At 69.3% G+C, this 26,039-nt stretch carries 21 protein-coding genes; 14 read left to right on the top strand and 7 right to left on the bottom strand.

Going from position 1 to position 26,039, the window contains the following annotated elements; translation table 11 throughout:
* The first annotated feature begins 55 nt into the window (after positions 1–55).
* The 8 genes from ASF34_RS10515 to ASF34_RS10480 all read left to right on the top strand — a co-directional run bounded on the left by ASF34_RS10515 (position 56) and on the right by ASF34_RS10480 (position 8,223).
* Positions 56–1,615, top strand: a complete 1,560-nt coding sequence (locus tag ASF34_RS10515) for a PepSY-associated TM helix domain-containing protein (protein WP_056160969.1) — start codon at positions 56–58, stop codon at positions 1,613–1,615.
* Between the two features lie 61 nt (positions 1,616–1,676).
* Positions 1,677–2,831 (top strand): bifunctional DNA-binding transcriptional regulator/O6-methylguanine-DNA methyltransferase Ada, encoded by a 1,155-nt coding sequence (gene ada / locus ASF34_RS10510; protein WP_244478956.1) that lies wholly within the window; start codon positions 1,677–1,679, stop codon positions 2,829–2,831.
* A 102-nt stretch (positions 2,832–2,933) separates the two neighbouring features.
* Positions 2,934–3,209, top strand: coding sequence for a hypothetical protein (locus tag ASF34_RS10505; protein WP_056160967.1), 276 nt, complete (start codon positions 2,934–2,936; stop codon positions 3,207–3,209).
* Between the two features lie 237 nt (positions 3,210–3,446).
* Positions 3,447–4,589 (top strand): acyl-CoA dehydrogenase family protein, encoded by a 1,143-nt coding sequence (locus tag ASF34_RS10500; RefSeq protein ID WP_056160965.1) that lies wholly within the window; start codon positions 3,447–3,449, stop codon positions 4,587–4,589.
* Positions 4,590–4,626: 37 nt separating this feature from the next.
* The gene (locus ASF34_RS10495; RefSeq protein WP_056161167.1) at positions 4,627–5,730 is read left to right on the top strand and encodes an LLM class flavin-dependent oxidoreductase; all 1,104 of its coding nucleotides are present in this window, start codon (positions 4,627–4,629) and stop codon (positions 5,728–5,730) included.
* Positions 5,730–6,671 carry an ABC transporter substrate-binding protein gene (locus ASF34_RS10490; RefSeq protein WP_156465692.1) on the top strand — a complete coding sequence of 314 codons (942 nt, stop codon included), beginning with the start codon at positions 5,730–5,732 and terminating at the stop codon, positions 6,669–6,671. The genes ASF34_RS10495 and ASF34_RS10490 overlap by 1 nt, the downstream gene beginning before the upstream one ends.
* 26 nt (positions 6,672–6,697) lie before the next feature.
* The gene (locus tag ASF34_RS10485) at positions 6,698–7,231 is read left to right on the top strand and encodes a cupin domain-containing protein (RefSeq protein ID WP_018041900.1); all 534 of its coding nucleotides are present in this window, start codon (positions 6,698–6,700) and stop codon (positions 7,229–7,231) included.
* A gap of 29 nt (positions 7,232–7,260) precedes the next feature.
* Positions 7,261–8,223, top strand: a complete 963-nt coding sequence (locus ASF34_RS10480) for an aliphatic sulfonate ABC transporter substrate-binding protein (protein ID WP_056160963.1) — start codon at positions 7,261–7,263, stop codon at positions 8,221–8,223.
* Positions 8,224–8,295: 72 nt separating this feature from the next.
* Here ASF34_RS10480 and ASF34_RS10475 read toward each other — a convergent pair whose 3' ends face one another.
* The 4 genes from ASF34_RS10475 to ASF34_RS10460 form a co-directional block, all read right to left on the bottom strand.
* On the bottom strand, positions 8,296–10,485 hold the full coding sequence (locus tag ASF34_RS10475) for a TonB-dependent siderophore receptor (RefSeq protein ID WP_056160960.1): 2,190 nt from the start codon (positions 10,483–10,485) through the stop codon (positions 8,296–8,298).
* A 423-nt stretch (positions 10,486–10,908) separates the two neighbouring features.
* On the bottom strand, positions 10,909–11,742 hold the full coding sequence (gene fghA, locus ASF34_RS10470; RefSeq protein WP_018041896.1) for an S-formylglutathione hydrolase: 834 nt from the start codon (positions 11,740–11,742) through the stop codon (positions 10,909–10,911).
* A 193-nt stretch (positions 11,743–11,935) separates the two neighbouring features.
* Complete coding sequence (locus tag ASF34_RS10465) at positions 11,936–13,072, bottom strand: S-(hydroxymethyl)glutathione dehydrogenase/class III alcohol dehydrogenase (RefSeq protein WP_018041895.1); 1,137 nt, start codon at positions 13,070–13,072, stop codon at positions 11,936–11,938.
* Between the two features lie 203 nt (positions 13,073–13,275).
* Complete coding sequence (locus tag ASF34_RS10460; RefSeq protein WP_056160959.1) at positions 13,276–15,141, bottom strand: ABC transporter ATP-binding protein; 1,866 nt, start codon at positions 15,139–15,141, stop codon at positions 13,276–13,278.
* A 219-nt stretch (positions 15,142–15,360) separates the two neighbouring features.
* Here ASF34_RS10460 and ASF34_RS10455 point away from each other — a divergent pair, with 219 nt between their 5' ends.
* The 3 genes from ASF34_RS10455 to ASF34_RS10445 all read left to right on the top strand — a co-directional run bounded on the left by ASF34_RS10455 (position 15,361) and on the right by ASF34_RS10445 (position 19,131).
* Positions 15,361–15,966, top strand: coding sequence for a ComEA family DNA-binding protein (locus ASF34_RS10455; protein WP_056147572.1), 606 nt, complete (start codon positions 15,361–15,363; stop codon positions 15,964–15,966).
* 268 nt (positions 15,967–16,234) lie between these two features.
* Positions 16,235–16,450 carry a hypothetical protein gene (locus ASF34_RS10450; protein ID WP_018041891.1) on the top strand — a complete coding sequence of 72 codons (216 nt, stop codon included), beginning with the start codon at positions 16,235–16,237 and terminating at the stop codon, positions 16,448–16,450.
* A 173-nt stretch (positions 16,451–16,623) separates the two neighbouring features.
* Entirely contained in the window at positions 16,624–19,131 is a 2,508-nt protein-coding gene (locus ASF34_RS10445) for a caspase family protein (RefSeq protein ID WP_056160957.1), read from the top strand.
* A gap of 63 nt (positions 19,132–19,194) precedes the next feature.
* On the opposite strand, the gene ASF34_RS10440 is transcribed toward ASF34_RS10445, so the two are convergent.
* Positions 19,195–19,812 carry a hypothetical protein gene (locus ASF34_RS10440; protein WP_056160955.1) on the bottom strand — a complete coding sequence of 206 codons (618 nt, stop codon included), beginning with the start codon at positions 19,810–19,812 and terminating at the stop codon, positions 19,195–19,197.
* The gene (gene cysS, locus ASF34_RS10435; protein WP_056160953.1) at positions 19,809–21,191 is read right to left on the bottom strand and encodes a cysteine--tRNA ligase; all 1,383 of its coding nucleotides are present in this window, start codon (positions 21,189–21,191) and stop codon (positions 19,809–19,811) included. Before cysS ends, ASF34_RS10440 begins: the two co-directional genes overlap by 4 nt.
* 369 nt (positions 21,192–21,560) lie before the next feature.
* Between cysS and ASF34_RS10430 the strand changes: the two genes are divergently transcribed.
* Positions 21,561–21,902: a hypothetical protein gene (locus ASF34_RS10430; RefSeq protein ID WP_056160951.1), complete on the top strand. Its 342-nt coding sequence runs from the start codon at positions 21,561–21,563 to the stop codon at positions 21,900–21,902.
* A gap of 67 nt (positions 21,903–21,969) precedes the next feature.
* On the opposite strand, the gene ASF34_RS10425 is transcribed toward ASF34_RS10430, so the two are convergent.
* Complete coding sequence (locus ASF34_RS10425; protein ID WP_085984238.1) at positions 21,970–22,506, bottom strand: CreA family protein; 537 nt, start codon at positions 22,504–22,506, stop codon at positions 21,970–21,972.
* A 151-nt stretch (positions 22,507–22,657) separates the two neighbouring features.
* Here ASF34_RS10425 and ASF34_RS10420 point away from each other — a divergent pair, with 151 nt between their 5' ends.
* Together ASF34_RS10420 and ASF34_RS10415 are read left to right on the top strand one after the other, a co-directional pair.
* The gene (locus tag ASF34_RS10420) at positions 22,658–23,668 is read left to right on the top strand and encodes a DUF2865 domain-containing protein (protein ID WP_056160949.1); all 1,011 of its coding nucleotides are present in this window, start codon (positions 22,658–22,660) and stop codon (positions 23,666–23,668) included.
* A gap of 217 nt (positions 23,669–23,885) precedes the next feature.
* On the top strand, positions 23,886–26,012 hold the full coding sequence (locus ASF34_RS10415; protein WP_056160947.1) for an OmpA family protein: 2,127 nt from the start codon (positions 23,886–23,888) through the stop codon (positions 26,010–26,012).
* Positions 26,013–26,039 lie beyond the last annotated feature (27 nt).

Genomic DNA, 26,039 nt, shown 5'->3' with positions numbered 1-26,039 from the left:
CGCCCGCGCCTCGGCCGAGACCGCTCGAGAACGACATGCCTGGAGGATGTGCGGCATGAAGAACGGCCTTCGCCAATCCATGGCCTGGCTGCACGCCTGGTCCGGCCTCGTGGTCGGCTGGGTGCTGTTCGCCGTCTTCGTCACCGGGACGGCGAGCTACTACCGCACCGACATCACGTCCTGGATGCAGCCGGAACTGCGTCGGGAATCGGCGCAGACCGCCCTCGACCTGCCCCGCGCGGCGGAGATCGGGATCGCCCATCTCCAGGCCCATGCCGTGGGCGCGCGGACCTGGTCCATCGGCCTGCCGCAGCCGGACCGGCCGATCATCGACCTGTTCTGGCGGACGAAGCCGGGGGCGCCACCGAACATCGTCCAACTCGACGGGCACACCGGCGAACCGGCGACCTTCCGGATGACGAGGGGCGGCGACTTCCTCTACCGCTTCCATTTCGAGTTGCACATGCCGCCGCTCTGGGGGCGCTGGATCGTCGGCATCTGCGCGATGGTGATGCTGGTTGCGCTCATCAGCGGCATCGTCACCCATCGCCGGATCTTCGCCGATTTCTTCACCCTGCGCCGGGACAAGTCGGCTCAGCGCGGCTGGCTCGACGCGCACAACGTCACCGGCGTGCTGGCACTGCCGTTCCACCTGATGATCACCTATACGGGCATCGTCACCCTGGCGATGATGTACATGCCCTGGGGCGTCACCGCCGCGTATAAGGGCGATGCGACGCGCTTCTACGCCGAGACATCCCAGATCACGACGCAGCGCCCGCCCCTCGGCCGGCCCGGAACCCTGGCACCCATCGCCCCGATGGTCGCCCGTGCCGTGGCGACGATCCACGAACCGCTGGAGCGCCTGTCCATCGTCAATCCGGGCGATGCCGGGGCCACCGTGATCGCCATTTTCGAGGAGCCGCACGGGCTCGCCCACCAGCATCCGCAGATCGCCTTCGATGGCACCACCGGCGAGATCGTCGAGATCCTGCAGGGCGGGCTGAAACCGGCGGCCAAGACCTTCACCACCATGGTCGGCCTGCACGAGGCCCATTTTGCCGGGCCGGCCCTGCGCATCCTGTTCTTCCTCTGCGGCCTGATGGGATGCGTCATGGTGGCGAGCGGCCTGATCCTGTGGTCCGTCGCCCGGCTGCCGAAACCGGGCGAGACCGCGTTCCTGGGCCTTCGCGTGGTGCAGGCCCTCAACATCGGCACCGTCATCGGCCTGCCGGCGGGAATTGCGGTGTATTTCCTCGCCAACCGGATCCTCCCTCCCGGCCTCGAGGGCCGCCTCGACTGGGAGGTCCGGGCCTTCTTCGCGGCCTGGATCGTGATGGCCGTGGTTCCGCTGTTCCGGCCTCACCGCGCCGCCTGGCGGGAGATGGCCCTCGTCACCGCCGCCCTGTTCCTCGCCGTGGCCCTGGTGGACCTCGCCGCCGCCGCCGCGCCCGGCCCAAGCGCCCTGCTGCGGCACGACCCGCGCTTCCTCTGGTTCGATGCGGCCATGATGGCGCTCGCGGGGCTGTTCGCGCTCGTTGCCCGCAAGGTCGCGCGGTTCCAGACCCGCACGCGCGCGAAATCGGCCCCCGTCGGCGCGCCGAGGACCGCCTGACACCGGATGAGCGAAAGCCGGAGCAAGAACCGGGATGCGATCCCCGGCGCTCCGGGCCAGGATGACGGGAGGAGACGGCGCCCCATCCGCGCACGCCTCGCCCGATCAGGAGATCGCCCCCGTGTCCGTCCGCGAATCCACCTCCTCTCCGGAGGCCCTCTCCGTTTCCCATGCCGGCGACGCGGAGAGATGGGCCGCCCTCGCCGCCCGCGACGGGACTGCGGACGGCCGCTTCGTCTATGCGGTGCGCACCACGGGAATCTATTGCCGGCCGAGCTGCGCGGCGCGTGCGCCGCGACCCGAGAATGTGAGCTTTCACGCCACCTGCGCCGAGGCGGAGGCGGCCGGCTTTCGCGCCTGCAAACGCTGCCGGCCCGACGAGCCGAGCCTCGCCGCGCGCCGGACGGAGGCCGTCGCCCGCGCCTGCCGCCTCATCGACGAATCCGAGACGGTGCCGGGCCTCGGCGCCCTGGCGGAGGCGGCCGGCCTCAGCCCGTTCCATTTCCACCGGGTGTTCAAGGCGGTCACCGGCGTGACGCCGAAGGCCTATGCGGCGGCGCGGCGCGCGGTTTCCCTCGCCTCGGGCCTGAGCCAGGCCAAATCGGTGACGCAGGCGATCTACGAGGCCGGCTACGCCTCGCCGAGCCGCTTCTATGCGGACGCGACGGACCGCCTCGGCATGGCCCCGAACGTCTACCGCCGGGGCGGCGACGGCGTCGCGATCCGATTCGGCATCGGCCAATGCGTCCTCGGCGCCATCCTGGTGGCGGCGACAGCCAAGGGACTCTGCGCCATCCTGCTCGGGGACGATCCCGACATCCTCGTCCGCGACCTCCATGACCGTTTCCCGAAAGCCGAACTCTCCGGCGGCGACCCGGCCTTCGAGGCGTGGATGGCGCAGGTGGTGGGGTTCGTGGCCCGCCCCTCGGGCGGTCTCGACCTGCCGCTCGATATCGGCGGCACAGCCTTCCAGCAGCGGGTCTGGGACGCCCTGCGCAAGATCCCCATCGGCACCACCGCGACCTATGCGGAGATCGCCCGCGCCATCGGCGCACCGGCGGCGACCCGTGCCGTGGCGCGGGCCTGCGGCGCGAACCCCATCGCCGTGGCGATACCCTGCCACCGGGTGGTCCGGTCTGACGGGTCGCTCTCCGGCTACCGCTGGGGCGTCGCGCGCAAGCGCGACCTCCTCACCCGCGAGGGCGCCGCCCCCTGACCGCGACATTCGCGCACCGATACCGATGACCGCGCTACCCCATCCGGAGGATGTGGCGCGGACCGTCCCATGGCATGACCGTTCCCGGAGAGGGAGAATGCCGTGACGAGCGCCGTGACGCCGGATTTCTACTGGCTGGGTTTCGAAGCCTACGGGCGTGGCGAGACCATCGACCGCGCCCCGGGCGGCGAGGAATCCGCCGAGCGGCTGGATTGGATCGACGGCTGGGAGTTCGGCAAGTTCGCTTCCGCCGCCGACCCCGATCCCGACGATCTCGACGCCGCCGAGCCACCCCTGCTTGCCGCAGCGCATCCGTCGACGCCGCAGGATCGTTTGTTTTGTCGAACGATTTCGGCGGAACGCGCGCGCGGCAAATGACGGCCGGAGCGGGACAATACAGGCCTTCTCCCCTTGTCCAGCAGCCTAGGGGAAACGATTTCCGGACCGGGGTGCGGCGGCAGCAAGAGCCTTCTCCGATCAGTCGTTCTTAAAAAAGAACGTTCTCGTTGACAGGACAGGGTTTCGGCGGGACCATCCCGGCACTCGGCCAGGGCCGTCGAGCGGGTCTTCCCGTGCGCCCGGCCCTCCGATCCGTCCGAAGAATCCCGCCTCCCCATGATCCTTTCCCCGCCTCTGCGCGACACCGCCGAAGGGCTCGCCCGGCTTTTTGCCGAACGGGCCGAGGGGCACGACCGCGCCGGCCGATTCGCGCATGACAACATCGCCGACCTCCGGAATGCCGGCCTGCCGGGATTGATCGTGCCGCGCCGGCTCGGCGGCGGCGGCGCGGGGCTCGGGGCGGCCGCGATGGTCGTCGGCACCCTGGCGCGGGGCGAGCCCTCCACCGCCCTGGTGGTCACCATGCACTTCCTCCAGCACGGGCTGATCCATGCGCGGGAACACTGGCCGCGGGCGATCGCCGACCGGCTCGGCCGCGCGGCGGTGGAGGACGGCGCGCTCATCAACGCCCTGCGGGTCGAGCCCGAGCTCGGCACCCCCGCCCGGGGCGGCCTGCCGGAGACGGTGGCGCGGGCGACAGTCACGGGCTGGCGCATCAGCGGCCGGAAGATCTATTCCACCGGCAGCCCGGCCCTCACGCACGGCCTCGTCTTCGTCCGCACCGACGAGGCGGAGCCGCGCATCGGCAACATCCTCGTGCCCATGGCCTCGCCGGGCGTGCGGATCGAGGAGACCTGGGACCATCTCGGCCTGCGCGCCAGCGGCAGCCACGACGTCATCTTCGAGGATGTGGAGGTGCCGGCCGACCATGCGGTGGACCTTCGACCGCCCGAAGGCTGGCGCAAGGCCGATACCGACCAGCAGGCCTGGAGCACCACGATGCTGTCGGCCCTCTACGACGGCGTCGCGCGCTCGGCGCAGGCCTGGTTCATCGCCTTCGCCAAGGACCGCAAGCCCGGAAGCCTCGGCCAGAGCCTGGCCACCCTGCCGCGGTTCCAGGATGCCATCGGCGAGAACGAGCGGCTGCTCAGCCTCAATGCCCGCCTGATCCGGAGCGTCGCCGCGGAGGTGGACGGGGGCGCCTGCCCCTCCATCTCCGAATCCGGGTTCCTCAAGGCCACCGTCACCGAGAACGCGATCCAAGTGGTGCAGCGGGCCGTGGAACTCGCCGGCAATCCCGGCCTGTCGCGGGCGAACCCGCTGGAGCGGCACCTGCGCGACGTCCTGTGTGGGCGCATCCACTGGCCGCAGGCCGATTCGGTCCGCGTCTCCGCCGGCCGCACCGCCCTCGGGCTCTGACATCACCGCCCCTTCCGACACGGACAAGGAGATCGCAATGAGCTTCCTTCCAGCCGACGCCGTCGAGTTCATCGGCTTCGCCGCCCCGCGCTACACCTCCGAGACCCATGCGGCTTCGGGACCGGCCATCGACCGCGACTACCTGCGCCTGCTCGCCCAGGCGCATGAATGGGGCGGGTTCGACCGCATCCTGGTGGCCTTCTACGCGACCCAGCCCGACGCGCTGCTGCTCTCCGCCCAGATCGCGGCGGTGACCGACCGGATCGGCCTGATGATCGCCCATCGCACCGGATTCACCGCGCCGACGGTGGCCGCGCGCCAATTCGCGACCCTCGACCAGCTGACCGGCGGGCGGGTCGCCATCCACGCCATCAGCGGCGGCGACGACAGGGAGCTGGCACAGGACGGCGACCACCTGACCAAGGACGAGCGCTACGCCCGCACCGACGAGTTCCTCACCATCGCCCGGCAGGTCTGGACCTCCGAGGCGCCGTTCGACTTTACCGGCGCGCATTACCGGATCGACCGGGGCTTCTCCGAGGTGAAGCCGGTGGACCCGCGCGGCATCCCGGTCTTCTTCGGTGGCGCCTCGCCCGCCGCCATCGGCGTCGCAGGCCGCCACGCCGACACCTACGCCCTGTGGGGCGAGAGCCTCGATCAGGTCCGGGAGGCGATTTCCAGGGTCCGGGCGGCGGCCGCCCCCCATGGCCGCGATCCCCGGTTCAGCCTGTCGTTCCGGCCGATCCTGGCGGCGACGGAGGAGGAAGCCTGGGCGAGGGCCGAGGACATCCTGGCGCGCACCCGCGCCACCCGCGCCGCCAGGGGACTTGGGCCCGCACCCGTACCGGAGAACGAGGGTTCGCGCCGCCTGCTCGCGGCGGCCTCTCAGGGGTCCAGGCTCGACAAGCGGCTCTACACCGCCATCGCCAGGGAGACGGGCGCCTCGGGCAATTCCACCGCCCTGGTCGGCACGCCCGAGCAGGTGGCCGACGCCCTTCTCGATTACCACGACCTCGGGGTGCGGACCTTCCTGATCCGTGGGTTCGACCCGCTGGAGGACGCCATCGCGTATGGCCGAGACCTGATCCCCGCCTTCAAGCGGCTCCTCGCCCGGCGTGGCGCACGGGCGGAGGCCGCCTGATGCGCGCCCTCATCGCCCTCCTCGCCTTGCTGGCGTTCGGCGGCGTCGCCCGCGCCGACGAGACGGTGCTTCGCGTCGGCGACCAGCGCGGCAATGCCCGCGCGCTCATGGAATCGGCCGGCGTCCTCGCCGACCTGCCCTACCGGCTCGAATGGAGCGAGTTTCCCGCCGCCGCCCCGCTGCTCGAAGCCCTCAATGCCGGGGCGATCGATGCCGGCGGCGTCGGCGACGCGCCCTTCACCTTCGCGGCCGCCGCCGGGGTTCCGGTGAAGGCCTTCGTCGCCTTCCGCAACAAGCAGGACGGTCTTGCGATCCTCGTCGCCAAGGATTCACCGTTCAAGACGGTGGCCGACCTGAAGGACAAGAGCATCGCCACCAATCGCGGCTCCATCGGCCATCAGGTGGTGCTGGCCGCCCTGGAAGAGGCGGGCCTGCCGGCCAATGCCGTGACCCTGCGCTTCCTGCCCCCGGCGGATGCCAAGATCGCGCTCGCCAGCGGCAGCGTCGATGCCTGGGCGACCTGGGAGCCCTACACCTCCACGGCGGAGCTCGCCGGCCTCGCCCGTGTCGTGCGCGACGGCAACGGCATCACACCGGGCCTGAGCTTCGCGGTGGCGTCCGACGCGGCCCTGAAGACCAAGCGGGCGCAGCTCGCCGATTTCGGCCGCCGCCTCGTGAAGGCACGCGAATGGGCGCTGAAGGACCCCGCGCCCTACGCGGCGGTCTGGTCGAAGCTCATCGGCCTGCCGGAGACCGTGCCTTTGCGCTGGTTTTCGCGGGCGGAGTATCGGGCGGTGCCCATCGACGACGCGGTGATCGCCGACGAGCAGCGCAACATCGACCTCTATGTCCGTTCCGGGCTGATCCCCGCCGCGCGGGCGCCGCGCGCCGACCTCATCCTCGATCGGAGCTTCGAACCGGCCGCCGCTGCGGTACGTTGAACCGATTGCCGCCGAGGACCGGACCCATGCACGACCCTTCCGACCACGATCACGCCCATTCCGACCACGCGCACACGCACGACCACGAGGCGGCGCCCGCGACCGAGCGCTGGAAGCATGACGGCGTGCGGGTGATTCCCGGCGACAAGCTCGATTCCAACACCGCCCAGACGCCGGGCATGTTCCGGCAGGCGGCGATCAACCATGCGCGCGTCGGCGCGCAGAAGATCTGGGCCGGCACGGTGGCGATCGCCCCCGACGCCAAGACCGGCGTGCACCATCACGGCGCCCTGGAAAGCGTGATCTACGTGGTCTCCGGTCGCGCCCGCATGCGCTGGGGCGACAAGCTCGAATTCGTGGCCGAGGCCGGCCCCGGCGACTTCATCTTCGTGCCGCCCTACGTGCCGCACCAGGAGATCAACGCCGATCCGGACCAGCCGCTGAACTGCGTCCTGGTGCGCTCCGACAACGAGGCGGTGGTGGTCAACATCACCGATGTGGAACCCGTGGAACGCCCCGAGACGGTCCATTGGGTCGACCCGATCCACAAGCATCCCTGATTCCGCGCCCTAGCGAGAGACGCCGCTCCATGATCCATCGTCGCCACGCGCTGCGGGCCGCCGCCGCGCTGAGTCTTCTCGCCCTCGCTCCGGGACGCGCGCTCGCCGCCGAGCCGAGGACGCTGCGCATCGGCTACCAGAAATCCTCGACGCTGATCGCCCTGCTCAAGCAGGACGGCAGCCTGGAAAAGGCGCTGGAGCCCCTCAAGGTCGGGCTCACCTGGCACGAATTCACCAGCGGCCTGCCGGTGATGGAGGCGCTCAACGCAGGCCAGATCGACCTCTCGGCGGACGTGGCCGACACGGTGCCGATCTTCGCCCAGGCCGCCAATGCGCGGATCACCTACGTGGCGCAGGAGGCCGCCTCGCCGGCTGCGCAGGCCATCGTGGTCGGCGCCGATTCGCCCATCAAGGCGGTGGCCGACCTCAAGGGCCGCAAGGTCGCGGTGACGAAGGGTGCCGGCAGCCACTACCTCCTCCTCGCTGCCCTGAAGGCGGAGGGGATTCCGTTCAAGGCGATCACGCCCGCCTACCTCACCCCCGCGGACGGACGCACGGCGCTGGCCAGCGGCGGGGTCGAGGCCTGGGTCGCCTGGGACCCGTTCCTGTCGGCGGCCGAACTGCAATCGGGCGCCCGTATCCTGAAGGACGGGACCGGCCTGTCCCTCTACAAGCGCTACTACCTCGCATCGGACGACTACGCGGCCAGGCACGGCGACATCCTCGACATCGTCTTCGCCCGGCTGCGCGATACCGGAACCTGGGTGAAGGCCAATCCCGACGAGGCCGCCACCCGCCTCGGCGCCCTGTGGAAGCTCGACCCGGCCATCGTCGCCAAGGCCAATGCCCGCCGCACCTACGTCGTCGAGCCGGTCACCCGTGAGGGGCTCTCCGAGCAGCAGACCATCGCGGACGCCTTCCGCGCCGAGGGCCTGCTGCCGCGCGCCGTCGATGCCTCGGCGCTCGGCATCTGGGCGCCGACCAAGTCCTGACCGGCGAACGAAAAATCCCGATGAGCCCGGCTCATCGGGATCGGGGCGTCCCTCAGTTCAGGAGAGACGAACTCACCACTTGTAGGAGACGCTCGCGACGATCTTGCGCTGCGTGCCGTAGAAGCAGGCGGTCGCGGACGAGCAGGACGAGACGAAGCGCTTGTCCCCGACATTGATCATGTTCACGGCGGCGCGCCATCCGGCGTAATCGTAATGCACCGCCGCGTCGAAGGTCACGTATTCGGGCACGATGAGGGTGTTGGCGACGTCCGCGTAGGACTGGCCGACATAGTTCACGCCGCCACCGAAACCGAAGCCTTTGAAGGTGCCCACCGGGATCGTGTAATCGGCCCAGAGCGAGGCGAGAGTCTGCGGGATGCCCACCGGAACCTTGCCGAGATCGAGGTCCGTCCCCTCGATGGTACGAAGGCCGTAGAGCGTATAGGCGGCCGTGAGGTTCAGGCCTTCGGCGAGGGTCGCCGTGGCCGAGAGTTCGAAGCCGCGCGAACGCACCGAACCGATCTGAAGATTGGTGAAGAGGCTGACCGGGTTCGGCGTCAGCGTGTTGTTGCGGACGAGATCAAAGGCCGCGAAGGTGAAGAGCGTGTTCCAGCCGACGGGCTGGAACTTGGCGCCGATCTCGACCTGTTCACCCGTCTCCGACTTGAACGGCCGGTTTTGCGCGTCGGCGCCCGGCGTCGGATTGAAGGATGTTCCGTAGGTCACGTAGGGCGCCAGCCCGTTGTCGAGATTGTAAATGAGGCCGAGCCGGCCGGTGAAGGCGCTTTCGCTGAGCTTGGTTGAGTTCAGCGGGTTCAGCTTGTCGTCGATGGTGTTGTCGACGAAGTCCTGGCGACCGCCGATGAGGAAGGTCAGGCGTTCGGTGAGCGCGATCTGATCCTGCGCGTAGAGGCCGACCTGCTGGAGTTGCTGATTCAGCACGCGGTAGGGAGCGGGCACCGCGGCGGCCTGGAAGTATCGCGGAGCGAGGATGTTCAGGGACGGGGCCGGGAAGGTCGAAGCCTGGTTGTCCGAGAAGCTGTAGCGCTTGTAGTCGACGCCCATCAGCACCGTATGCCCGAACGTCCCGTCGTTGAACCGGGCCTCGGCCTGATTGTCGACGGTGAAGATCCCGGCGCGGGGCGTCGTCAGGAAGCCGTAGCGGGCGAGCTCCGTCTGGGCGGCATTGTTGTAGCCGTTGGCGACGTAGCGGGAATCCGAGACTTCCGTGAACGAGTAGCGGAAGTTCTGGCGCACGGTCCAGACGTCGTCGACATGATGCTCGAACTCGTAGCCAAGATTGGCTTGGTTGCGGGTGTAGCGGTCCACCAGCGGATCGCTGGCGTTGAGCTTGCGGTCGATCCTGAGACCGGAGGCGTTGTTCCGCACGGTCCCGAAATACGGAAGGAACTGGCCGGCCCCGCCGGTCTCGTCGCGCTGGAAGCTCGTGAGCACCGTGAAGGTGGTGGCACCGTCGGGCTTATAGGTGAAGCTCGGGGCGATGTAGTAGCGGTCCTCCGGCGCGAAATTCACCTGGGCGTCGCCGTTCTGGAAACGGCCGGTCAGGCGGTAGAACCAGTGGCCGGACTCATCCACCGGGCCGCCGAGATCGAAGGCGGCGTAGCGCTGGCTGAACGAACCGCCGCCGAGTTCGAGATAGCGCAGGGGCTCGAGGGTCGGACGCTTGGAGACGATGTTGATGAGGCCGCCCACGGGGCTGCCGCCGAACAGGGTGGCGGCGGGGCCGCGAATCAGCTCGATGCGTTCGGCGCCGAACGGGTCGACGCGGAAATTGGCGAAGCCGGTCTGGAACAGCTGGAGCCCATCGCGGAACAGGCCGGATTCGGTGGCCGAGAAGCCGCGGATCAGGAACCAGTCGAGGCGCGTGTCGGGGCCGAACTGGTTGGCGTAGATGCCCGGCGTGTAGCGCACGGCCTCGGACAGGGTCTGGGAGCCCTGCGCCCTGATCTGATCGGCACCGACGACGCTGATCGATTGCGGCGTGCGGATGATCGGCGTGTCGGTCTTGGTGGCCGTGGCGCTGCGGGTGGCGACGTAGCCGTCCACCGGACTGCGGGCGGTCTCGGGCGCGCGACGACCATTCCCGACACCCGTGCCGTTCCCCGCGCCCGACCCTTCGACGCTCAGCGTATCGAGGGTCACGGCCCGTTCCTGCGCCGAACCGGCTCCCGTCAGGGCGAGCACCGTGATCGACACCCCGGCCGCGAGGACGGCGGAACGGGCGAATGGGGACGACGGCATGGACGGCCTGGCTCCGGATGACGGGCAGCAGAACAGGCTCGCGCAAGTGGCGAGACGTGGCCTGCAGTGCTCTTTAGAATTATGATAAACTACTGTAATACAACATGTATTCGCCCTTCCGCCGTAGCTTTCGGCTCAGGCGGTGGCAAGATACCGAACACTCTTCGTCACTCGCCGTTGCTGGTTCGACACAGGCCGCGCAGGTTGTAGTGCCGTTGTGCACTCAGCCTGCTGGAGATGTCGGCAGCAGGAACGCTGCGGGATTAGAGAGCGAGCCAGCGGATCGAGGGTGTGGACCGGATGAGGGCCGGGGCTCGTTCTCGACGCGACGCTTTGCGTGGCGGAGTGCGGCCTGTTCTGATGACGGCCGACGGAGCCCATCCCCGGCGCGACGGGCCGGGGATGGGGTGACGGGTGAAGACCTTACTTCAGGCGGTCGGCGGCCCAGGCGATATGGTCGTCCATGAAGGTCGAGATGAAGAAGTAGGAGTGATCGTAGCCCTCGCGCATGTTCAGCGTGAGGGGGATCCCGGCCTTCTTGCAGGCCTCTTCGAGGAGCCAGGGGCGCAAGCCGTCTTCCAAGAAGCTGTCGGCCGTACCCTGGTCCACGAGGAACTCCGAGAAGCGCTTGCCGTCCTCGATCAGCGCGGTGGCGTCATGCGCGCGCCAGGCCGCCTCGTTGGTCCCGAGATACTTCTCGAAGGCGGGCTTCGACCATCCGGCCGTGGAGGGCTGGGCGATGGGCGCGAAGGCCGAGCAGGACTTGAAGCGGTCGGGATAGGTGAGCGCGATGGTCAGCGCGCCGTGGCCGCCCATGGAGTGGCCGAAAATGCCCTGGCGCGCCATGTCGGCGGGGAAGTTCTCGGCGATGAGGGCGGGGAGCTCCTCGGTGACGTAGCTCCACATCCGGTAATTGGCGGCGTAGGGCGCCTCCGTCGCGTCGACATAGAAGCCGGCGCCCGAGCCGAACTGCCAGTTGCCGGCCTCGTCCGGAATGTCCGCGCCGCGCGGGCTGGTATCGGGCGCCACGATGATCACGCCGTGCTCGGCGGCGGCGCGGCGGTACTCGCCCTTGTCCATGACGTTGGCATGGGTGCAGGTGAGGCCGGACAGGTACCAGAGCACCGGCACCGGGCCGTTCTCGGCCTGCGGCGGCACGAACACCGCGAAGGTCATGGGACAGCCGGTGGTCTTGGCATCGTGCTTGTAGACGCCCTGCGTGCCGCCATGGGCGCGGGCCTTCGAAATGGTTTCCATGCGGTGATCTCCTGATGGGCGATGGTGGGTACGGGCTCTTCCCTCCCCCCTCTGCGGGGGAGGGTGGGCCTCGCGTCAGCGAGGGTCGGGAGAGGGGAGCGCCGTATCCGGAGAGGGGGCCCCTCTCCCGCCTGCTCCGCAGGCACCCTCCCCCGCAGAGGGGGGAGGGTCGAGGCGTTTCGTCTAGATGGGATCAGTAAACCACCACCGAGCGGATCGACTTGCCCTCGTGCATCAGGTCGAAACCGTGGTTGATGTCTTCGAGTGGCATGGTGTGGGTGATCAGGTCGTCGATGTTGATCTTGCCCTCCATGTACCAGTCGACGATCTTCGGCACGTCGGTGCGGCCCCGCGCCCCGCCGAAGGCCGAGCCCTTCCAGACGCGGCCGGTGACGAGCTGGAACGGACGGGTGGAGATTTCCTTGCCGGCCTCGGCCACGCCGATGACGATCGACTCGCCCCAGCCGCGATGGCAGCATTCCAGCGCCTGGCGCATGACGTGGACGTTGCCGGTGCAGTCGAACGAGAAGTCCGCGCCGCCGCCGGTGACGTCGAGGATCGCCGAGACCACGTGATCGTTGCCGACCTCCTTCGGGTTGATGAAGTGGGTCATGCCGAACTTGCGGGCCATCTCCTGCTTGTCCGGGTTGATGTCGACGCCGATGATCTTGTCGGCACCGACCATCCGGGCGGCCTGGAGAACGTTGAGGCCGATGCCGCCCAGACCGAACACCACGACGTTGGCGCCGGGCCAGACCTTGGCGGTGTAGATCACCGCACCGATGCCGGTGGTGACGCCGCAGCCGATGTAGCAGATCTTGTCGAAGGGAGCGTCTTCGCGGATCTTGGCGAGCGCGATGGCCGGCAGGACCGTGAAGTTCGAGAAGGTCGAGCAGCCCATGTAGTGGAACAGGGTGTTCGCTCCATTCGGGCTGCCGCCGGTGGAGACACAGGAGAAGCGCGAGGTGCCGTCCGGCATCACGCCCTGGCCCTGCGTGGAGCGGATCGCTGTGCAGAGGTTGGTGCGCTGCGACAGGCAGGACTTACAGCTGCGGCATTCCGGGGTGTAGAGCGGGATGACGTGGTCGCCGACCTTCAGGTCCGTGACCCCGGCGCCGAGTTCGCGGACGATGCCCGCGCCCTCGTGGCCGAGGATCGCCGGGAACTTGCCCTCGGAATCGAGGCCCGACAGGGTATAGGCATCGGTGTGGCAGATGCCGGTGGCCATCAACTCGATGAGGACTTCGCCGGCCTTGGGGCCTTCGATGTCGATGGTCTCGATGGTGAGGGGCTTCTTGGCCTCCCACGCGACCGCAGCGCGCGTCTTCATGTCATTATTCTCATGTCTGGACGATCACGGACGGTGTCGAACTGCCGACTCTTCGACTTCGCCTCATCCAGGGGAGGGCAAGCCGAACGGCCCGAAAATCTGTTTCGTGCAATGATGGTTCTGGAGACGAGATGCAACGCCCTCGGGCCGCGCGGGAGGTCGCGTCGCCCCTGTGTTGTCGCGGAAGCATACCCGCCGGCGCCTCAGCGATAGCCGGCGGCCTGCAGTTCGAACAATTCGGCGTAGCGCCCGCCCCTCGCCTGGAGTTCCTCGTGGGTTCCGGCCTCGATGACCTTGCCCCCGTCGAGGACGAGGATGCGGTCTGCCATGCGCACGGTGGAGAAGCGGTGCGAGATCAGCACGCAGCTGCGCCCCCGGCTGAGATCGCGAAAGCGCTGGAACACCTCGAACTCGGCGCGGGCGTCGAGGGCTGCGGTGGGCTCGTCGAGGATCAGGATCTCGGCCTCGCGCATATAGGCCCGGCTGAGCGCGATCTTCTGCCATTGGCCGCCGGAGAGGTCGACACCGTCGGCGAAGCGCTTGCCGAGCGGCTGGTCGTAACCCAGCGGCAGGCGTTCGATCACGCCGTCGGCGAGGCTGCGCCCGGCGGCACGGGCGATGCGGGCGGCGTCGTCACGCTCCTCGATGCGCCCGACGGCGACGTTCTCGGCGGCGGTGAAATCGAAGCGCACGAAATCTTGGAAGATCACGCCGATTCGGGCGCGCAGGTCGTCGAGGTCGTAATCGGAGAGCGGTCGGCCATCGAGCAGCACACGGCCCTCGGTGGGGTCGTAGAGCCGGGTCAGGAGCTTGACGATCGTGGTCTTGCCGGCCCCGTTCTCGCCCACCAGGGCGAGCACTTCCCCGGCGGCGAGGCGGAAGCTCAAGGACCGGACAGCCCAGGTCTCGGTGCCGGGATAACGGAAGCCGACCTCCTCGAAGACGATGCCCTCGGTGATCGGCTGCGGGAACGGCACGGGCCGCTCCGGCGAGCGGATCAGCGGCACCACCTCGAAGAACGAGAACAGGTCTTCGAGATACTGCGCCTGCGAGGAGATCTGCGAGAAGCCGAGCAGCAGGCCCTCGATCAGGCCGCGCAGGCGCTGGAACGAGCCGGCGAGGAAGGCGAGATCGCCGATGGAGAAGGCGCCCGCCACCGTGCGCCAGACGATGGTGGCATAGGCCGCGTAGTAGGCGAGCGTGCCCAAGGCCGCGAAGAGGCCGCCCCAGCCGGCCCGGCGGATGGCGAGGGAGCGGTTGTCGGCCAGGAGCTTGGCGGCCACGATCCGGTAGCGTTCGGCGATATAGGCGTTGAGGCCGAAGAGCTTGACCTCCTTGGCCGATTCCACGCTGGCCCCGAGATAGCGCAGATAGTCGATCTGGCGCCGCTCCGGGGTGCGGGTCCAGGCGAGGCGATAGCCCTGCCGGTTGAAGTAGAGTTCGTTGAGGAAGGCCGGCACGAGGGAGCCGGCAAGCAGCAGGATCAGCCAGGGAGCGTAGGCGGCGAGACCGATCCCGAAGGCGACGAGCGTGATGAGATCCTGCCCCTGCCCGAAGAGCTGGAACAGCAGGTTGGAGCGCCCGGTGACCTGCCGGCGGGCGCGCTCCAGCCGGTCCTGCTGGGCGCTGTCCTCGAATTGCTCGAGGTCGAGGGCGGCGGCATGACGCATCAGCCGCAGGGTGGCGGCATTGGCGTAGCGGTCCGCGACCAGCCCGTCGGTGAGGGTGCTCAGCCGCCCGAGCAGATCGGACAGGATGGCGAGGCCGAGCTCCACCGCGACGAGGCCGGCGAGACGCCCGAGGGCCGGATCCGCCATCCAGCCGGCGATGCCGGTTCCTGCGGGATGGGGCCGGGCGTGTTCGGCGACGATGGCGTCGAGGATGAGCTTGCCGAGATAGAGCATCAACACCGGCAGGCTCGCCCGCGCGAGACGCAGAGCGACGCTCGCCATCAGCAGGCGCGGGCTCGCGGCATAGACGAGGCGAAACAGCGCCGGCAGGTAGCGCAGGGCGCCCACGCGCTCGACGACGAACCGGTTCAGCGAGGCAGCGAGGGAGGCGGTGGACATCGCGGCGGACCATGACCGGAGCGGCCCCGTCCGTCGATGCGTCGTAGAGTGCTCCGTCACCGTCCCCGACGGCGATGCCGCGACCGCCTCATGCGACGCGTGGTTTCAGACGATGCGCTTCGTGACGCAGACGCCTGAGGACATCGGCCAGGACGGCAAGACTTTGGTTTCTCTCCCATGTTAGCGTCCCGCGTGTATTGTGCGCGTGAGGCGGGTTGGATGCTCAGCGGTTCGACTCTTCTACGGGTGGTGGTGCTCTTCGTCGTGGCGGCGGCGCTGGCGGGCCTGGTCCAGGCCTTCTGGCCGCAGGGCAGCGACGATCCGGCGGCGCCGGTGCAGCGCACCGAGCCGACCAAGGTGACTCCGCCACAACCCGCGCCCCCGCCGCCCGAGCGTCGTGCGGAGCCGGCGCCTTCCGCTCCGCAGCCCGCCGCTCCCGCCCCGCAAGCCGTGCTGCCGCCGTCTCCGATCCGGCCGCTGCCGCGGCAAACGCCGCCCGCCCCTCCGGAGGGAGCAAATTCCGCGCTCGACCCGGCCCCCCTCCCCTATGGCGGCCCGGTGACGCCCCTGGCCGAGAGCCCTCCCCTGAACGCGGCCCGGTCCGAGACGCAGCAGGCCAGCGACAATTCGGGTCCGGCGGCGGTCTCCGTGGTGGATCTCAACACCGCCTCGGTGGCGGAACTCAACGGCCTCAAGGGTGGCGGCATGATCGGCCGCGCCATCGCCCAGCGCCGGCCCTATGCCTCGGTGGATCAGCTGCTCTCGAAACGCGTCCTCAGCCGGTCGACCTATGAGCGGATCAAGAACCAGGTGACCGTGCGTTGAGCGATGGAGGCCGGCTTCGCGCTGGCATCGGACGCCGCCGCTTCGTAAGATCGGCGAGAGGGTCGTGGGCGCCAGCCCTGCGATCGACCGAAGAGACAACGAGGCGTCGGGGCCGGATGGGTGAGATGCGTGCCACCACGGCTCGGCGAGGAACGGCCCGGTTCGCCGGCATCGCACGGACCGTTTTCGCAAAGCCCGCTCCGCCAGCCACGGGACAAAGCCGCATCCCACGCGCTCGATGCACCGGAAACGCTTGAAAGGACCCGATATGTTGACACAGCCCAGCAACATCACCCTGCGCGACGATCTCGGGGTGACGGAGACCTCCGAGACCGACAACGTGGTGCGGTGGGACGGCGAACGGCTCTATGTGGAGCACGACATCTATCACAACGGCCAGCTCGTCCATAAGAAGTACCGCAAGAACGTCACCGAACCCGTGGCGAGAGCGCTCCAGGCGCTGATCAATCGCGCCAAGCAATAGGCGGCGACGGGCACGAGCCCGCGTCGGGATCGACGATTTGGTAAGACCGATTCCGTGCATCCCTGGACGACCGTGGAATTCTGCACGATTGTGCGACCGATCGCGCACCGGTCGTCCGCGATGCTCCGTATGATGTCGCTCGTAGCGTGATGCGGTGACGGAGGTTCCCGGCGATGGTCCTGTCTCGATGTGTCGCCGTCTTCGCGGCCCTGTTCGCCGCCCTGCTGATATCCGTTCCGGCGACCGCGCAGCAGGCCGAGAAGCGCATCGCTCTCGTGGTCGGAAACGGTGCCTATGAGGGGGCGCCCATCGCCACCGCCGCCAACGATGCCGGCCTCATCGCGCAGACGCTGCAGGCGGCGGGCTTCGACGTGGTGGGGGCGCGCGACCTCGACGAGGATGCCCTGCGCAAGGCCTTGCGCGACTTCCTCGACAAGGCGGCGGCCTCGGGGCCGGACACGGTGGCCTTCGTCTATCTTGCCGGATACGGGCTGCAGCTCGAGGGCGAGACCTTCTTCGCCCCGGCGGATGCCCGCATCGCCACCGCCGTCGATGTTCCCGTCTCGGCCCTGCGCGTGTCGGACTACATCAAGCGCCTCTCCACCGTCCCCTTGAAGGCCCGGTTCGTGGTGCTCGACGCGGCCCGCGCCAACCCGTTCGTGAGGACGGGCGACCCGCTCGCCGGCGGTCTCGCCCTGGTGGAGGCCGAACCCGGCAGCCTCATCGCCTACAACGCGGCGCCCGGCACCGTGGCGCCGCCCGAGACGGGGGCGTATGGCGCCTATGCGCAGGCCCTGGTGGAGATGATCCGCGAGGGCGGTCTCCAGCCGGCGGCGCTCTTCGACCGGGTGCGCCTGCGGGTGAGCGAGACCACCGGGGGCGCGGCCATGCCCTGGGACGATTCCAAGATCGAGGTGCCGTTCGTGTTTTTCGAGCGCAACGCCGACGCGCCCGCCCCGGCGCAGGCCGAGCAGATCGCGACTTTGCGCGACCGCCCCTTGCGCGAGATCGGTGCGCGGGACGCCTATTCGGTGGCGGTCGAGCGCGACACGTTGCAGGGCTACCAGGATTTCCTCGGGGCCTATCCCGATGACCCGATGGCCAAGCGCGTGCGCGCCATCGTGGCCGCCCGGCGCGAGGCGACGACCTGGCGCCGCGCCCTGTCGTCCGGCACGCAGGACGCTTACTGGTCCTACCTTTCGCGCTACCCGCGCGGACCGCACGCGGCGGATGCGCGCCGTCGCCTCGCCCGCCTCTCCGCCCCGCCGCGACCGCCCGAGGCCTTCACGGCGCTCTCCTTCGACCTGCCCCCGCCGCCGCCGGAGGAGGAGAGCTATTTCGACAGGCAGGTCGTCGCCTTCGACGACCCGGCCTATGCCCTGCCCCCGCCGCCGCCCGGCGTGCTGGCACCCCGCCCGGCCTATATCGTGGACATCGCGGCGCCGCCGCCCGAGGACGAGTCGTTCGCCCTCCCCGTCCCCCTCTTCGAGCCGGTTCCGGCCTATGTGAGCGCGCCCGCCTATATCGTCGCGCCGCCGGACAACGTCATCTACCAGAACATCCACAACAGGGTGGTGATCAACGAAATCAACCGGCGCGTCATCGAGCGGCCGCGCGGACCTTCGGCGGCGGCCCTCATAGGCGGTGCCGCCGGTCTCGGAGCGGCGGCTCTCGCCCCTCGGGTGGCGCTGCCGCCCTCCCTGTCGCACCGCGCCGACCGTCACGACGCCGGTCACAGCGCCGACGGCCCGCGCCGCGACCGCCCCGGCCTGCCGCCGGGTGCCCGCGACGAAAGACCGAACGGTCCCCGCATCGGCCGCCCGCTCCCCGCGGTGGGCGCCCCAGACCCGAAAGCTTTGCCCGAGCCGAGGCCGGTGGCGAACACGCGCCCGTCCGGCGACGTCGGCGGACCGCCCGACCGCGTGCGCCCGGGGGACGGGAAGGCCGGGCCCGACCGGAAGGCCGCCATCGACCGTCGTCCCCCGCCCGATGCGGCGAACCCCGCCGGCCCCGGAGCCGGACGCGGCAACGCCGATCCCGCCGACCGGGCGGCCTTGCGCCGGGAACGGATCGAGCGCCGGGAGGCGGCCCGCGCCGCCGCCAAAGCCGAACGACCGCAACTGCGTCCCGCCCTCGACCAGCCGCTCGGCGACCGCGCCCGCGAGGGGCGTCCGGGCCATGATCGGGTGGCCCGGCCGGGATTCGAGCCGAACGGCCCCGAGCGCGCCAGACGGGAGCCGGCCAATCTCAATCGCGATGCGGCTGGCCAGCCGCCGCGACGCGGCCCGGATTCCGATGCCCTACAGCGCCAGCAGCAGAGGCTTCAGATCCAGGAGGCCCGCCAGCAACAGCGGATGCAGATGGAGCAGCAACAGGCCGCCCGGCGCCAGCAGGGGCAGGCCCAGCAGCAGCAGATGATGCAGCGCCAGCAGATCCAGGAGAACCGCCAGCAACAGCGCATGCAGATGGAGCAGCAGCAACAGGCCCAGCGCCAGCAGATGCAGCAACAACAGATGATGCAACGTCAGCAGATGCAGGCCCAGCAACACCAGCAACAGGCCGCCCAGCGGCAACAGATGATGCAGCAACAGCAGCAGCAACAGGCGGCCCAGCGCCAGCAGAGGCAGGCTCCGCCTTCGGGCGGGAACCCGAACTGCCATCCGGGCCGGCCCTGTCGCTGAGGCGAATACGACGAAGCGGAAGGCGGACGATGTCCGCCGGAAGATCTTGTGTCCGCGGACACCCTACTCGTGCGGTAGCATCGGCTGCGGCAACGTCCGCAGGTCGCCGGGCTGGCTCGGGTCGATCTTACCGACGAGGGCCGGTTTCAGGTCGTAGAGCCCGGAAATGGCTTCGAGGGCGGCGATCGCGTCCTGATTGATGCCCCAGCGTGTCACCGTCGCCACGAAGGCGCGGGTCGTCATCAGCGTCACGGGGAACTCCACATCGAGGAACAGGGTCGCGACCTTCCGATCTTCGTAGAGCACGACCGCCGAACTCGCCTCGGTCGGGTGCCAATGCGCCACGAACTCGCGCAGAGCCTGCTCGCCGGAATCACGCAGGGCTGACTTGAGCAAGGCATCCCCCGCTGGAGTCCGCGGCCGGGCGCGCAGGGCCGCGACACCGATGCCGACCACGGTCTCGACCCGGAGCGCGGCTTCGCCGAGGCCATCGATCCAGGCGGCGATCTCGGCAGCAAAGGGCTTGGAGAGGTCACCGACCACCTCTTCCTCGACCCGGTCCACCAGTACGATCCGCCGGTTGAGACCGCGCAGCGTATCGAGGATGCCCGCTGCGGCGAGCCGGATCAGCGGACCCGCATCGGCCACGACGATCGGCTGGCGGTCCAAGGGGGCGATCATGGCGACACCGTCCAGGTGGTCGTGCCGTCCTTATTGTCCTTCACGGTGACGCCCATGGCGGCGAGGGCGTCGCGGGCGCGGTCGGAGGCGGGCCAGTCCTTGGCGGCGCGCGCGGTACGACGGGCCTCGATCGCGGCTTCCACCGCCGCCACGTCGACGCCGGCGGCGGCGATGGCACTGTCCGCCCGGGCCGACTGCGTCCGCCCGAGGAGGCCGAGGAGACCCGCCCCGGCCTTCAGCGTCGCCGGCTCGTCGAGGCGGTGCAACTCGGCGAGGGCGGCGGCGGTGTTGAGATCGTCGAGGAGCGGCTCCACCACCGAGGCCGGCACCTCGGGTCCGGCGGCTACGTCGCCCACGATGCCGTACCAGCGGTCGATCATCTTCGCCGCCTCCTCCAGCCCACGCACCGTCCAGTCGATGGGCTGGCGGTAATGCGTCTTCAGCATGGCGAGGCGCACGACCTCTCCGGGCCAATCCTTCAGCACCTCGCGCAGGGTGATGAAGTTGCCCAGCGATTTGGACATCTTCTGCCCCTCCACCTGGAGGAAGCCGTTATGGAGCCAGACATGGGCCATGACGTCGGTGGCAAAGCAGCAGCGGGACTGGGCCACCTCGTTCTCGTGATGGGGGAAGATGAGGTCGATGCCGCCGGCATGGATGTCGAAGGTCTTGCCCAGATGCTTCCATGACATGGCCGAGCACTCGATGTGCCAGCCCGGCCGCCCCGGCGCGGCGATACCGGCCGGCGAGGGCCATGACGGCTCGCCGGGCTTGGAGGGCTTCCACAGGACGAAATCCAGGGGCGAGCGCTTGTAGGGGGCGACCTCGACCCGCGCGCCGGATTCCATCTCGTCGAGGGGCCGCTTCGAGAGCGCGCCGTAATCGGGCATCGAGGGCACGTCGAACAGCACATGGCCTTCCGCCACATAGGCATGGCCCGACGCCACGAGCCCGTCGATGATCGTGTGCATCTCGGCGATGTGGTCGGTCGCGCGGGGCTCGACGAAGCGCGGGCGCTCGCCCGCTACGTTCACGTCCTCGGCCATCAGCACGCCGAGGTCGCGGATGTCGCCGTGGAAGGCGGCGAGCGTCCCGTCGGTGAGTTCGCGGATGGTGATGCCGCGCTCGGCCGCGCGGGCGTTGATCTTGTCGTCCACGTCCGTGACGTTGCGGGCATAGGTGACATGCGCCTCGCCGTAGAGATGGCGCAGCAGCCGGAACAGCAGGTCGAACACGATGATCGGCCGGGCATTGCCGATATGGGCGGCGTCGTAGACCGTCGGCCCGCAGGCATACATCCGCACATGCGTCGGATCGATCGGCACGAAGGGCGCCTTCTCGCGGGTCAGCGTGTTGTAGAGCCGCAACATCGGCGCCATGAAACCGTCTTTCGTAACCCTGGGACGCGACGGCTCCGCCGCCTGCGGATGCCGCCTGTCCCCATGCCCTAAATCCCGAGAACCGATCAACTTTTACGAGTCGCGAGGCATGCGCCCCGCAACCGCGACGACCGGATCGGCCGGACGCCAAGCACCCTGCGTGTTGCACGGAGGCGACGGACCCTGCCGACCAACTGCGCTACCCCAAAACGGTGATGAATTCGAGAACGACGCCGGGAGAGGTTCGGTCAAGGTCGCGACGATCCGGAAAGGATTTGTTTACCGACGAGGCCGAGATTTTCCCAAACGCGAATCCTCCCATCCGGTGAATCCAGCCTTTCGCGGATCCCGTCATCAAGGTCACTGCCCATGCGACGCTCGGCTGCCGGTCTCGGCGCTCTCTGCGCCCTCGCGCTCATTTCCTCCGCCGCCCTGGCCGTCGATGACGGCGAGAAGCCCGCCCGCGCGCCGGCACAGGTAGAGAAGACGTTCCTGATTCCCGCCGGCGAAGGCTACGGCGTCGGCGAATGCCTGGTGGCGGGCAGCGGCTCCTGCGGGCAGGTGGTGGCCGATGCCTGGTGCGAGGCGCAAGGCTTCGCCGTCGCCGGCTCCTTCGGCCTGGCCGCTCCCGAGGACTATACCGGCGCGATCGACCAGCCGCCCGCGCCGAAGACAGTCGAGCCGCCGATCCGCATCACCTGCAAGGACTGATCCGCAGGGCTCACACCCGGTCGTTCGAGGCGGCCCGGCCCGATGCCGGCGCCGCCCCTGGGCCGGATCAGCCCTTGAAGAAATCGCCGCAGCGGGGCGGCGCCTCGGCGGTGCCCCACGGCATCAGTGGCACCGCCGTGGTGGAGTTCTTGGGCGAGCCCTGGATCACCTTGTCGGAATAGACCATGTAGATCAACGTGTTGCGCTTGGCGTCGCAACCGCGGACGATTTGCATCGACTTGAAGATCAGCGACCGCCGCTCACTGAACACGACGTCGCCCTGCTTGAGCTTGTCCTTCGGATTCTTGAACGACACCGGGCCGACCTGCCGGCAGGCGAGGGAGATGTCGGAGACGTCCTCGGCGAGGCCGAGCGTGCCCTTGATTCCCCCCTTCTCGGGCTGCGTGTACCAGCAGGCGATGCCGGAGACCTCCGGGTCGTCGATGCCGTAGACCACCAGCTTGTCGTTGGGGGTGAGCGGACGCCACACCGTGGATTTGTCGAAGATCCGGTCCGTGTCGTCGGCGCGGACCGCCGTCCCGCCCATCACCAACGCCGCCAATCCAGCCGCCACCGCGCGGCTTGTGAGACTCCGAAGACACATCATCACATCATTCCCCTCAAGTTTGCCGATGGGCATGTGGGAACACTGTCGCGCTCTGGCGAGGGCGGTTAGACACCCTTTGCAAAGGCGTTCTTCCGTACCCTGCCCGAGGGCCGGAACCGCCCAGCTTCACACCCGTTTCTGACAGGTCATGCCGCTGATCCCTCCACAGATCCGCAAGCTCGTCGCAACGCTCGGCGCCGCCATGGCCGCCATCGCGTTCGGGACAGCCGTCCAGGCGCAGGCACCCAACGCCCAGTGCCAGCGATACCGCTTCGAACTCGCGAATCTCAGCGACGGCGCCAACACCGCCCGCGCCCTGCAGAACGAGATCGGCCGGCTGGAAGCCTATTACCGGACCCTGAGCTGCGAGGGCGGCAAGTTCCTGTTCTTCGATTCGCGCCCGCCGCAATGCGGCGCGGTGGAACAGCGTATCCGGGCGCTCCAGGCCGGCTACGGCGCCGAGAACGGCGAGGTCACCGCCGCCCGGCGGCGCCAGCTCACGGCCGCCATCGCCTCCTCCTGCGCCGAGACCGGTCCGAAGATCGTCGAGGGCGTGGTCGGCGAGCAGCGCGGACGGGGCGGGCCGCAGGTGGTCTGCGTCCGGACCTGCGACGGCGCCTATTTCCCGATGAACAATCTGCCCGATGGTCGCGAGGGCGCCAACGAGTTGTGTCAGGCCCTGTGCCCCGGCACGGAGGCGGTGGCCTATTCGATGCCCAATGGCGATGACGGGCTGAAACAGGCCGCATCGATCAAGGGCAGCCGGGCCTACGTGTCGCTCGCCAACGCCTTCAAGTTCCAGAAGAGCTTCACGCCGGACTGCTCGTGCAAGAAGGCGAACCAGACCTGGGCCCAGTCCCTGGTGAAGGCCGAGAGCATGCTCGTCCGGCACAAGGGCGACATCTTCGTGACACCGATGCAGGCGGAAGCCATGTCGCGGCCGAAGGTGCGCGTCACCCTCGCGGGCCGTGCGGACAAGACCGTGGCGGCCATCGCCGCCGATGCGGCGACCCGGAACGGGGCCATCCTGTCCGATGGGGGCGTGGTTCGCGACGGGGCGACCACGGAAGCGTCCGCCACCGGCCGCGACGAGCGCGCGGCCATCCGCATCATCGCGCCGAGCATGATCGCGGTCCCGGCTCGCGCCGCCGCGCCATAGCGGACATTCACGGCGGGCGAGGGAAATCGTCGGTCCCCCCGCGATGTCACGAGCGACCCGTCCCCTAACCGGTTGAGGGCGAAGGGTTTCCTTCGCGCTCGCCTTCGATTCCGCGTCGAGATGGCGGATCGCGGGCGCACGATCCGGGAATGAATTCGGAACCATCCCGGCTCCATTCGGTTCCGATGGCCACATCAACGTTTGTGAGTGACCATCGATGCGGAACCTCCGCCTGCTCTTTCTGACCGGCACCATGTTGCCGGCCTTGATCCTATCGGGCCCCCTTGCGGCCAGCCCCGACAGAGGCGGGCCGGGCGTGATGCTGCTCGCCCAAGCGGGTCCGGGAGCCGAGCGCGGCGACCCGCGCGGAGGCGGCGATGCCCCCCGTGGCGGCGCGGCCAGGCCGGAAAGAGCCGAGCGCCCGGAAAGGGCTGAACGCCCCGAGCGCGCAGAACGGCCGGAGAGGGCCGAGCGCCCCGAGAGAGCGGAGCGTCCCGAACGTCCCGAGCCGCGCCAGGAACGGGCTCCGGTTGAGCGGCCCGAGCGGCCTGATCGTCCCGAGAAGCCCGACCGCGCCCCGGCCGAACGGCCGACCCCTCCGGCCGCGCGCGAGCGCAATCCGGATCCCGCTCCCGCCAAGCCGGCACCGAAGGAGGCTCCGGCCCCGCGCGAGCGTGCCCCGGCCGCTCCCGAGCGCGACGCGACACCCGACCGTCCCGCCCGCCCCGAGCGTGGCGACAGGCCGGACCGGACCGAAAAGCCGGACAGGCCCGACAAGCCCGACCGCGGCGAAAAGCCGGACAGAAGCGCCAAGCCCGAGCGTGGCGAAAGGCCCGATCCGAGCACCAAACCCGAGCGCGGGGACAAGCCCGAGCGTGAGGGCAGGCCGGACCGGAACGAGAAGCCGGACCGGAACGACAAGACCGACCCCGCCCGTCGCGGCGCACCGGACGCGACTCCGGATGCCAAGAAGCCGGATGCAAAGACGCCGGATGCCAAGACGCCGGATGCCAAGACGCCGGATGCCAAGACGCCGGATGCTAAGACACCCGATACCAAAGCCCCCGACGCGAAGCCGGCTCCCAACACCCGGCCGGGCGTTCCGGGTAAGCCCTTCGTCCCGCCGGGTCAGGCGCAGGAGAAGAATGACCGTGACGACAAGCGCGGTGCGGACGACCGGCGCGGGCCGGACGACAGGCGTGGCGCGGATGACCGGCGCGGACCGGACGACAGGCGTGGCGCGGATGACAACCGGCCCGGCGGCGCCAACCGCCCGGCGGCGGGCGACACCGAGCGGCGTGGCGAGATCGAGCGCCGCGACCGCGAACGCCGCGAGGCGTTCGAGCGCAAGGACGAGCGGGACCGCCGCGACGTCTTCAACCGTCCGGGCCGGCCCGGCTATGTCGAGGGCGGCTTCCGCGGCAACGACGTGCGCAGCTACGACGAGGTCCGTCGTGACCGGCGTGAGTTCAACGAGGGCGGACGCACCTATATCCGCGAGCCCGGCCGCATCATCGTGCGGGATCGTGACAATTACTTCATCCGGCACGACGAGAACGAGCGCTTCCGCTATCTCGACCGCGGCGCCTACCGCAGCGAGCGCCGCGGCGGCGACACGATCACCTATCTCGACCGTCCGGGCGGCATCCAGATCGTCACCGTGGTGGACGATGACGGCCGCCTCGTGCGCCGTTCGCGCCGGTTCCGCGACGGCCGCGAAGTCGTGATCATCGACAACGGCTTCGGCGGTCCCCAGCGTCCGATCTACGAGGACGTGATCGACCTGCCGCCGCCGGACATCCGCATCCCCCGCGACCGCTACGTCGTGAATTACGAGGGCGCCGACGAGCGGCAGGTCTACGAGGCCCTGTCCGCTCCGCCGGTGGTGGCGGTGGACCGCCGCTACACCCTCGATCAGGTGCGCTACAGCCCGCAGCTGCGGGCACGGATGCGCAGCGTCGACATCGACACGATCACCTTCGATACGGGTTCGTTCGACGTGACGCCCGATCAGGCCTCGCGGCTCGGAAACATCGCGGCGGCGATCAACCAGGCTGTGAAGGCCAACCCGCAGGAAGTGTTCCTCATTGAGGGCTATACCGATGCGGTGGGCAGCGAGGTCGACAACCTGTCGCTCTCGGATCGCCGCGCCCAGTCGGTGGCGACGGTGCTCAGCCAGAACTTCCAGGTGCCCCCGGAGAACCTGACCACCCAGGGCTACGGTGAGCAATCCCTCAAGGTGAACACCCAGGAGGCCTCGCGCGAAAACCGCCGGGTCACGGTGCGCCGCATCACCCCGCTGATCCAGCAGCAGGGCGAGGCTGCGGAAGCTCCGCCCAAGTAAGCGGGGCAAGTAAGCCGGGCAAGTAAG

The organism is Methylobacterium sp. Leaf106 (genome assembly GCF_001422895.1).
GTDB lineage: Bacteria > Pseudomonadota > Alphaproteobacteria > Rhizobiales > Beijerinckiaceae > Methylobacterium > Methylobacterium bullatum.
Note: the sequence above shows the minus strand (reverse complement) of the source record. Positions and strands in the feature narration are given on the sequence as shown.

Excerpts from the sequence above, each read along its gene's own strand:
- ASF34_RS10515 (WP_056160969.1), top strand. The coding sequence starts at position 56 with ATGAAGAACGGCCTTCGCCAATCCATGGCCTGGCTGCACGCCTGGTCC.
- ada (WP_244478956.1), top strand. The coding sequence starts at position 1,677 with ATGACGGGAGGAGACGGCGCCCCATCCGCGCACGCCTCGCCCGATCAG.
- ASF34_RS10500 (WP_056160965.1), top strand. The coding sequence starts at position 3,447 with ATGATCCTTTCCCCGCCTCTGCGCGACACCGCCGAAGGGCTCGCCCGG.
- ASF34_RS10495 (WP_056161167.1), top strand. The coding sequence starts at position 4,627 with ATGAGCTTCCTTCCAGCCGACGCCGTCGAGTTCATCGGCTTCGCCGCC.
- ASF34_RS10490 (WP_156465692.1), top strand. The coding sequence starts at position 5,730 with ATGCGCGCCCTCATCGCCCTCCTCGCCTTGCTGGCGTTCGGCGGCGTC.
- ASF34_RS10485 (WP_018041900.1), top strand. The coding sequence starts at position 6,698 with ATGCACGACCCTTCCGACCACGATCACGCCCATTCCGACCACGCGCAC.
- ASF34_RS10480 (WP_056160963.1), top strand. The coding sequence starts at position 7,261 with ATGATCCATCGTCGCCACGCGCTGCGGGCCGCCGCCGCGCTGAGTCTT.
- ASF34_RS10475 (WP_056160960.1), bottom strand. The coding sequence starts at position 10,485 with ATGCCGTCGTCCCCATTCGCCCGTTCCGCCGTCCTCGCGGCCGGGGTG.
- fghA (WP_018041896.1), bottom strand. The coding sequence starts at position 11,742 with ATGGAAACCATTTCGAAGGCCCGCGCCCATGGCGGCACGCAGGGCGTC.
- ASF34_RS10465 (WP_018041895.1), bottom strand. The coding sequence starts at position 13,072 with ATGAAGACGCGCGCTGCGGTCGCGTGGGAGGCCAAGAAGCCCCTCACC.
- ASF34_RS10460 (WP_056160959.1), bottom strand. The coding sequence starts at position 15,141 with ATGTCCACCGCCTCCCTCGCTGCCTCGCTGAACCGGTTCGTCGTCGAG.
- ASF34_RS10455 (WP_056147572.1), top strand. The coding sequence starts at position 15,361 with ATGCTCAGCGGTTCGACTCTTCTACGGGTGGTGGTGCTCTTCGTCGTG.
- ASF34_RS10450 (WP_018041891.1), top strand. The coding sequence starts at position 16,235 with ATGTTGACACAGCCCAGCAACATCACCCTGCGCGACGATCTCGGGGTG.
- ASF34_RS10445 (WP_056160957.1), top strand. The coding sequence starts at position 16,624 with ATGGTCCTGTCTCGATGTGTCGCCGTCTTCGCGGCCCTGTTCGCCGCC.
- ASF34_RS10440 (WP_056160955.1), bottom strand. The coding sequence starts at position 19,812 with ATGATCGCCCCCTTGGACCGCCAGCCGATCGTCGTGGCCGATGCGGGT.
- cysS (WP_056160953.1), bottom strand. The coding sequence starts at position 21,191 with ATGGCGCCGATGTTGCGGCTCTACAACACGCTGACCCGCGAGAAGGCG.
- ASF34_RS10430 (WP_056160951.1), top strand. The coding sequence starts at position 21,561 with ATGCGACGCTCGGCTGCCGGTCTCGGCGCTCTCTGCGCCCTCGCGCTC.
- ASF34_RS10425 (WP_085984238.1), bottom strand. The coding sequence starts at position 22,506 with ATGTGTCTTCGGAGTCTCACAAGCCGCGCGGTGGCGGCTGGATTGGCG.
- ASF34_RS10420 (WP_056160949.1), top strand. The coding sequence starts at position 22,658 with ATGCCGCTGATCCCTCCACAGATCCGCAAGCTCGTCGCAACGCTCGGC.
- ASF34_RS10415 (WP_056160947.1), top strand. The coding sequence starts at position 23,886 with ATGCGGAACCTCCGCCTGCTCTTTCTGACCGGCACCATGTTGCCGGCC.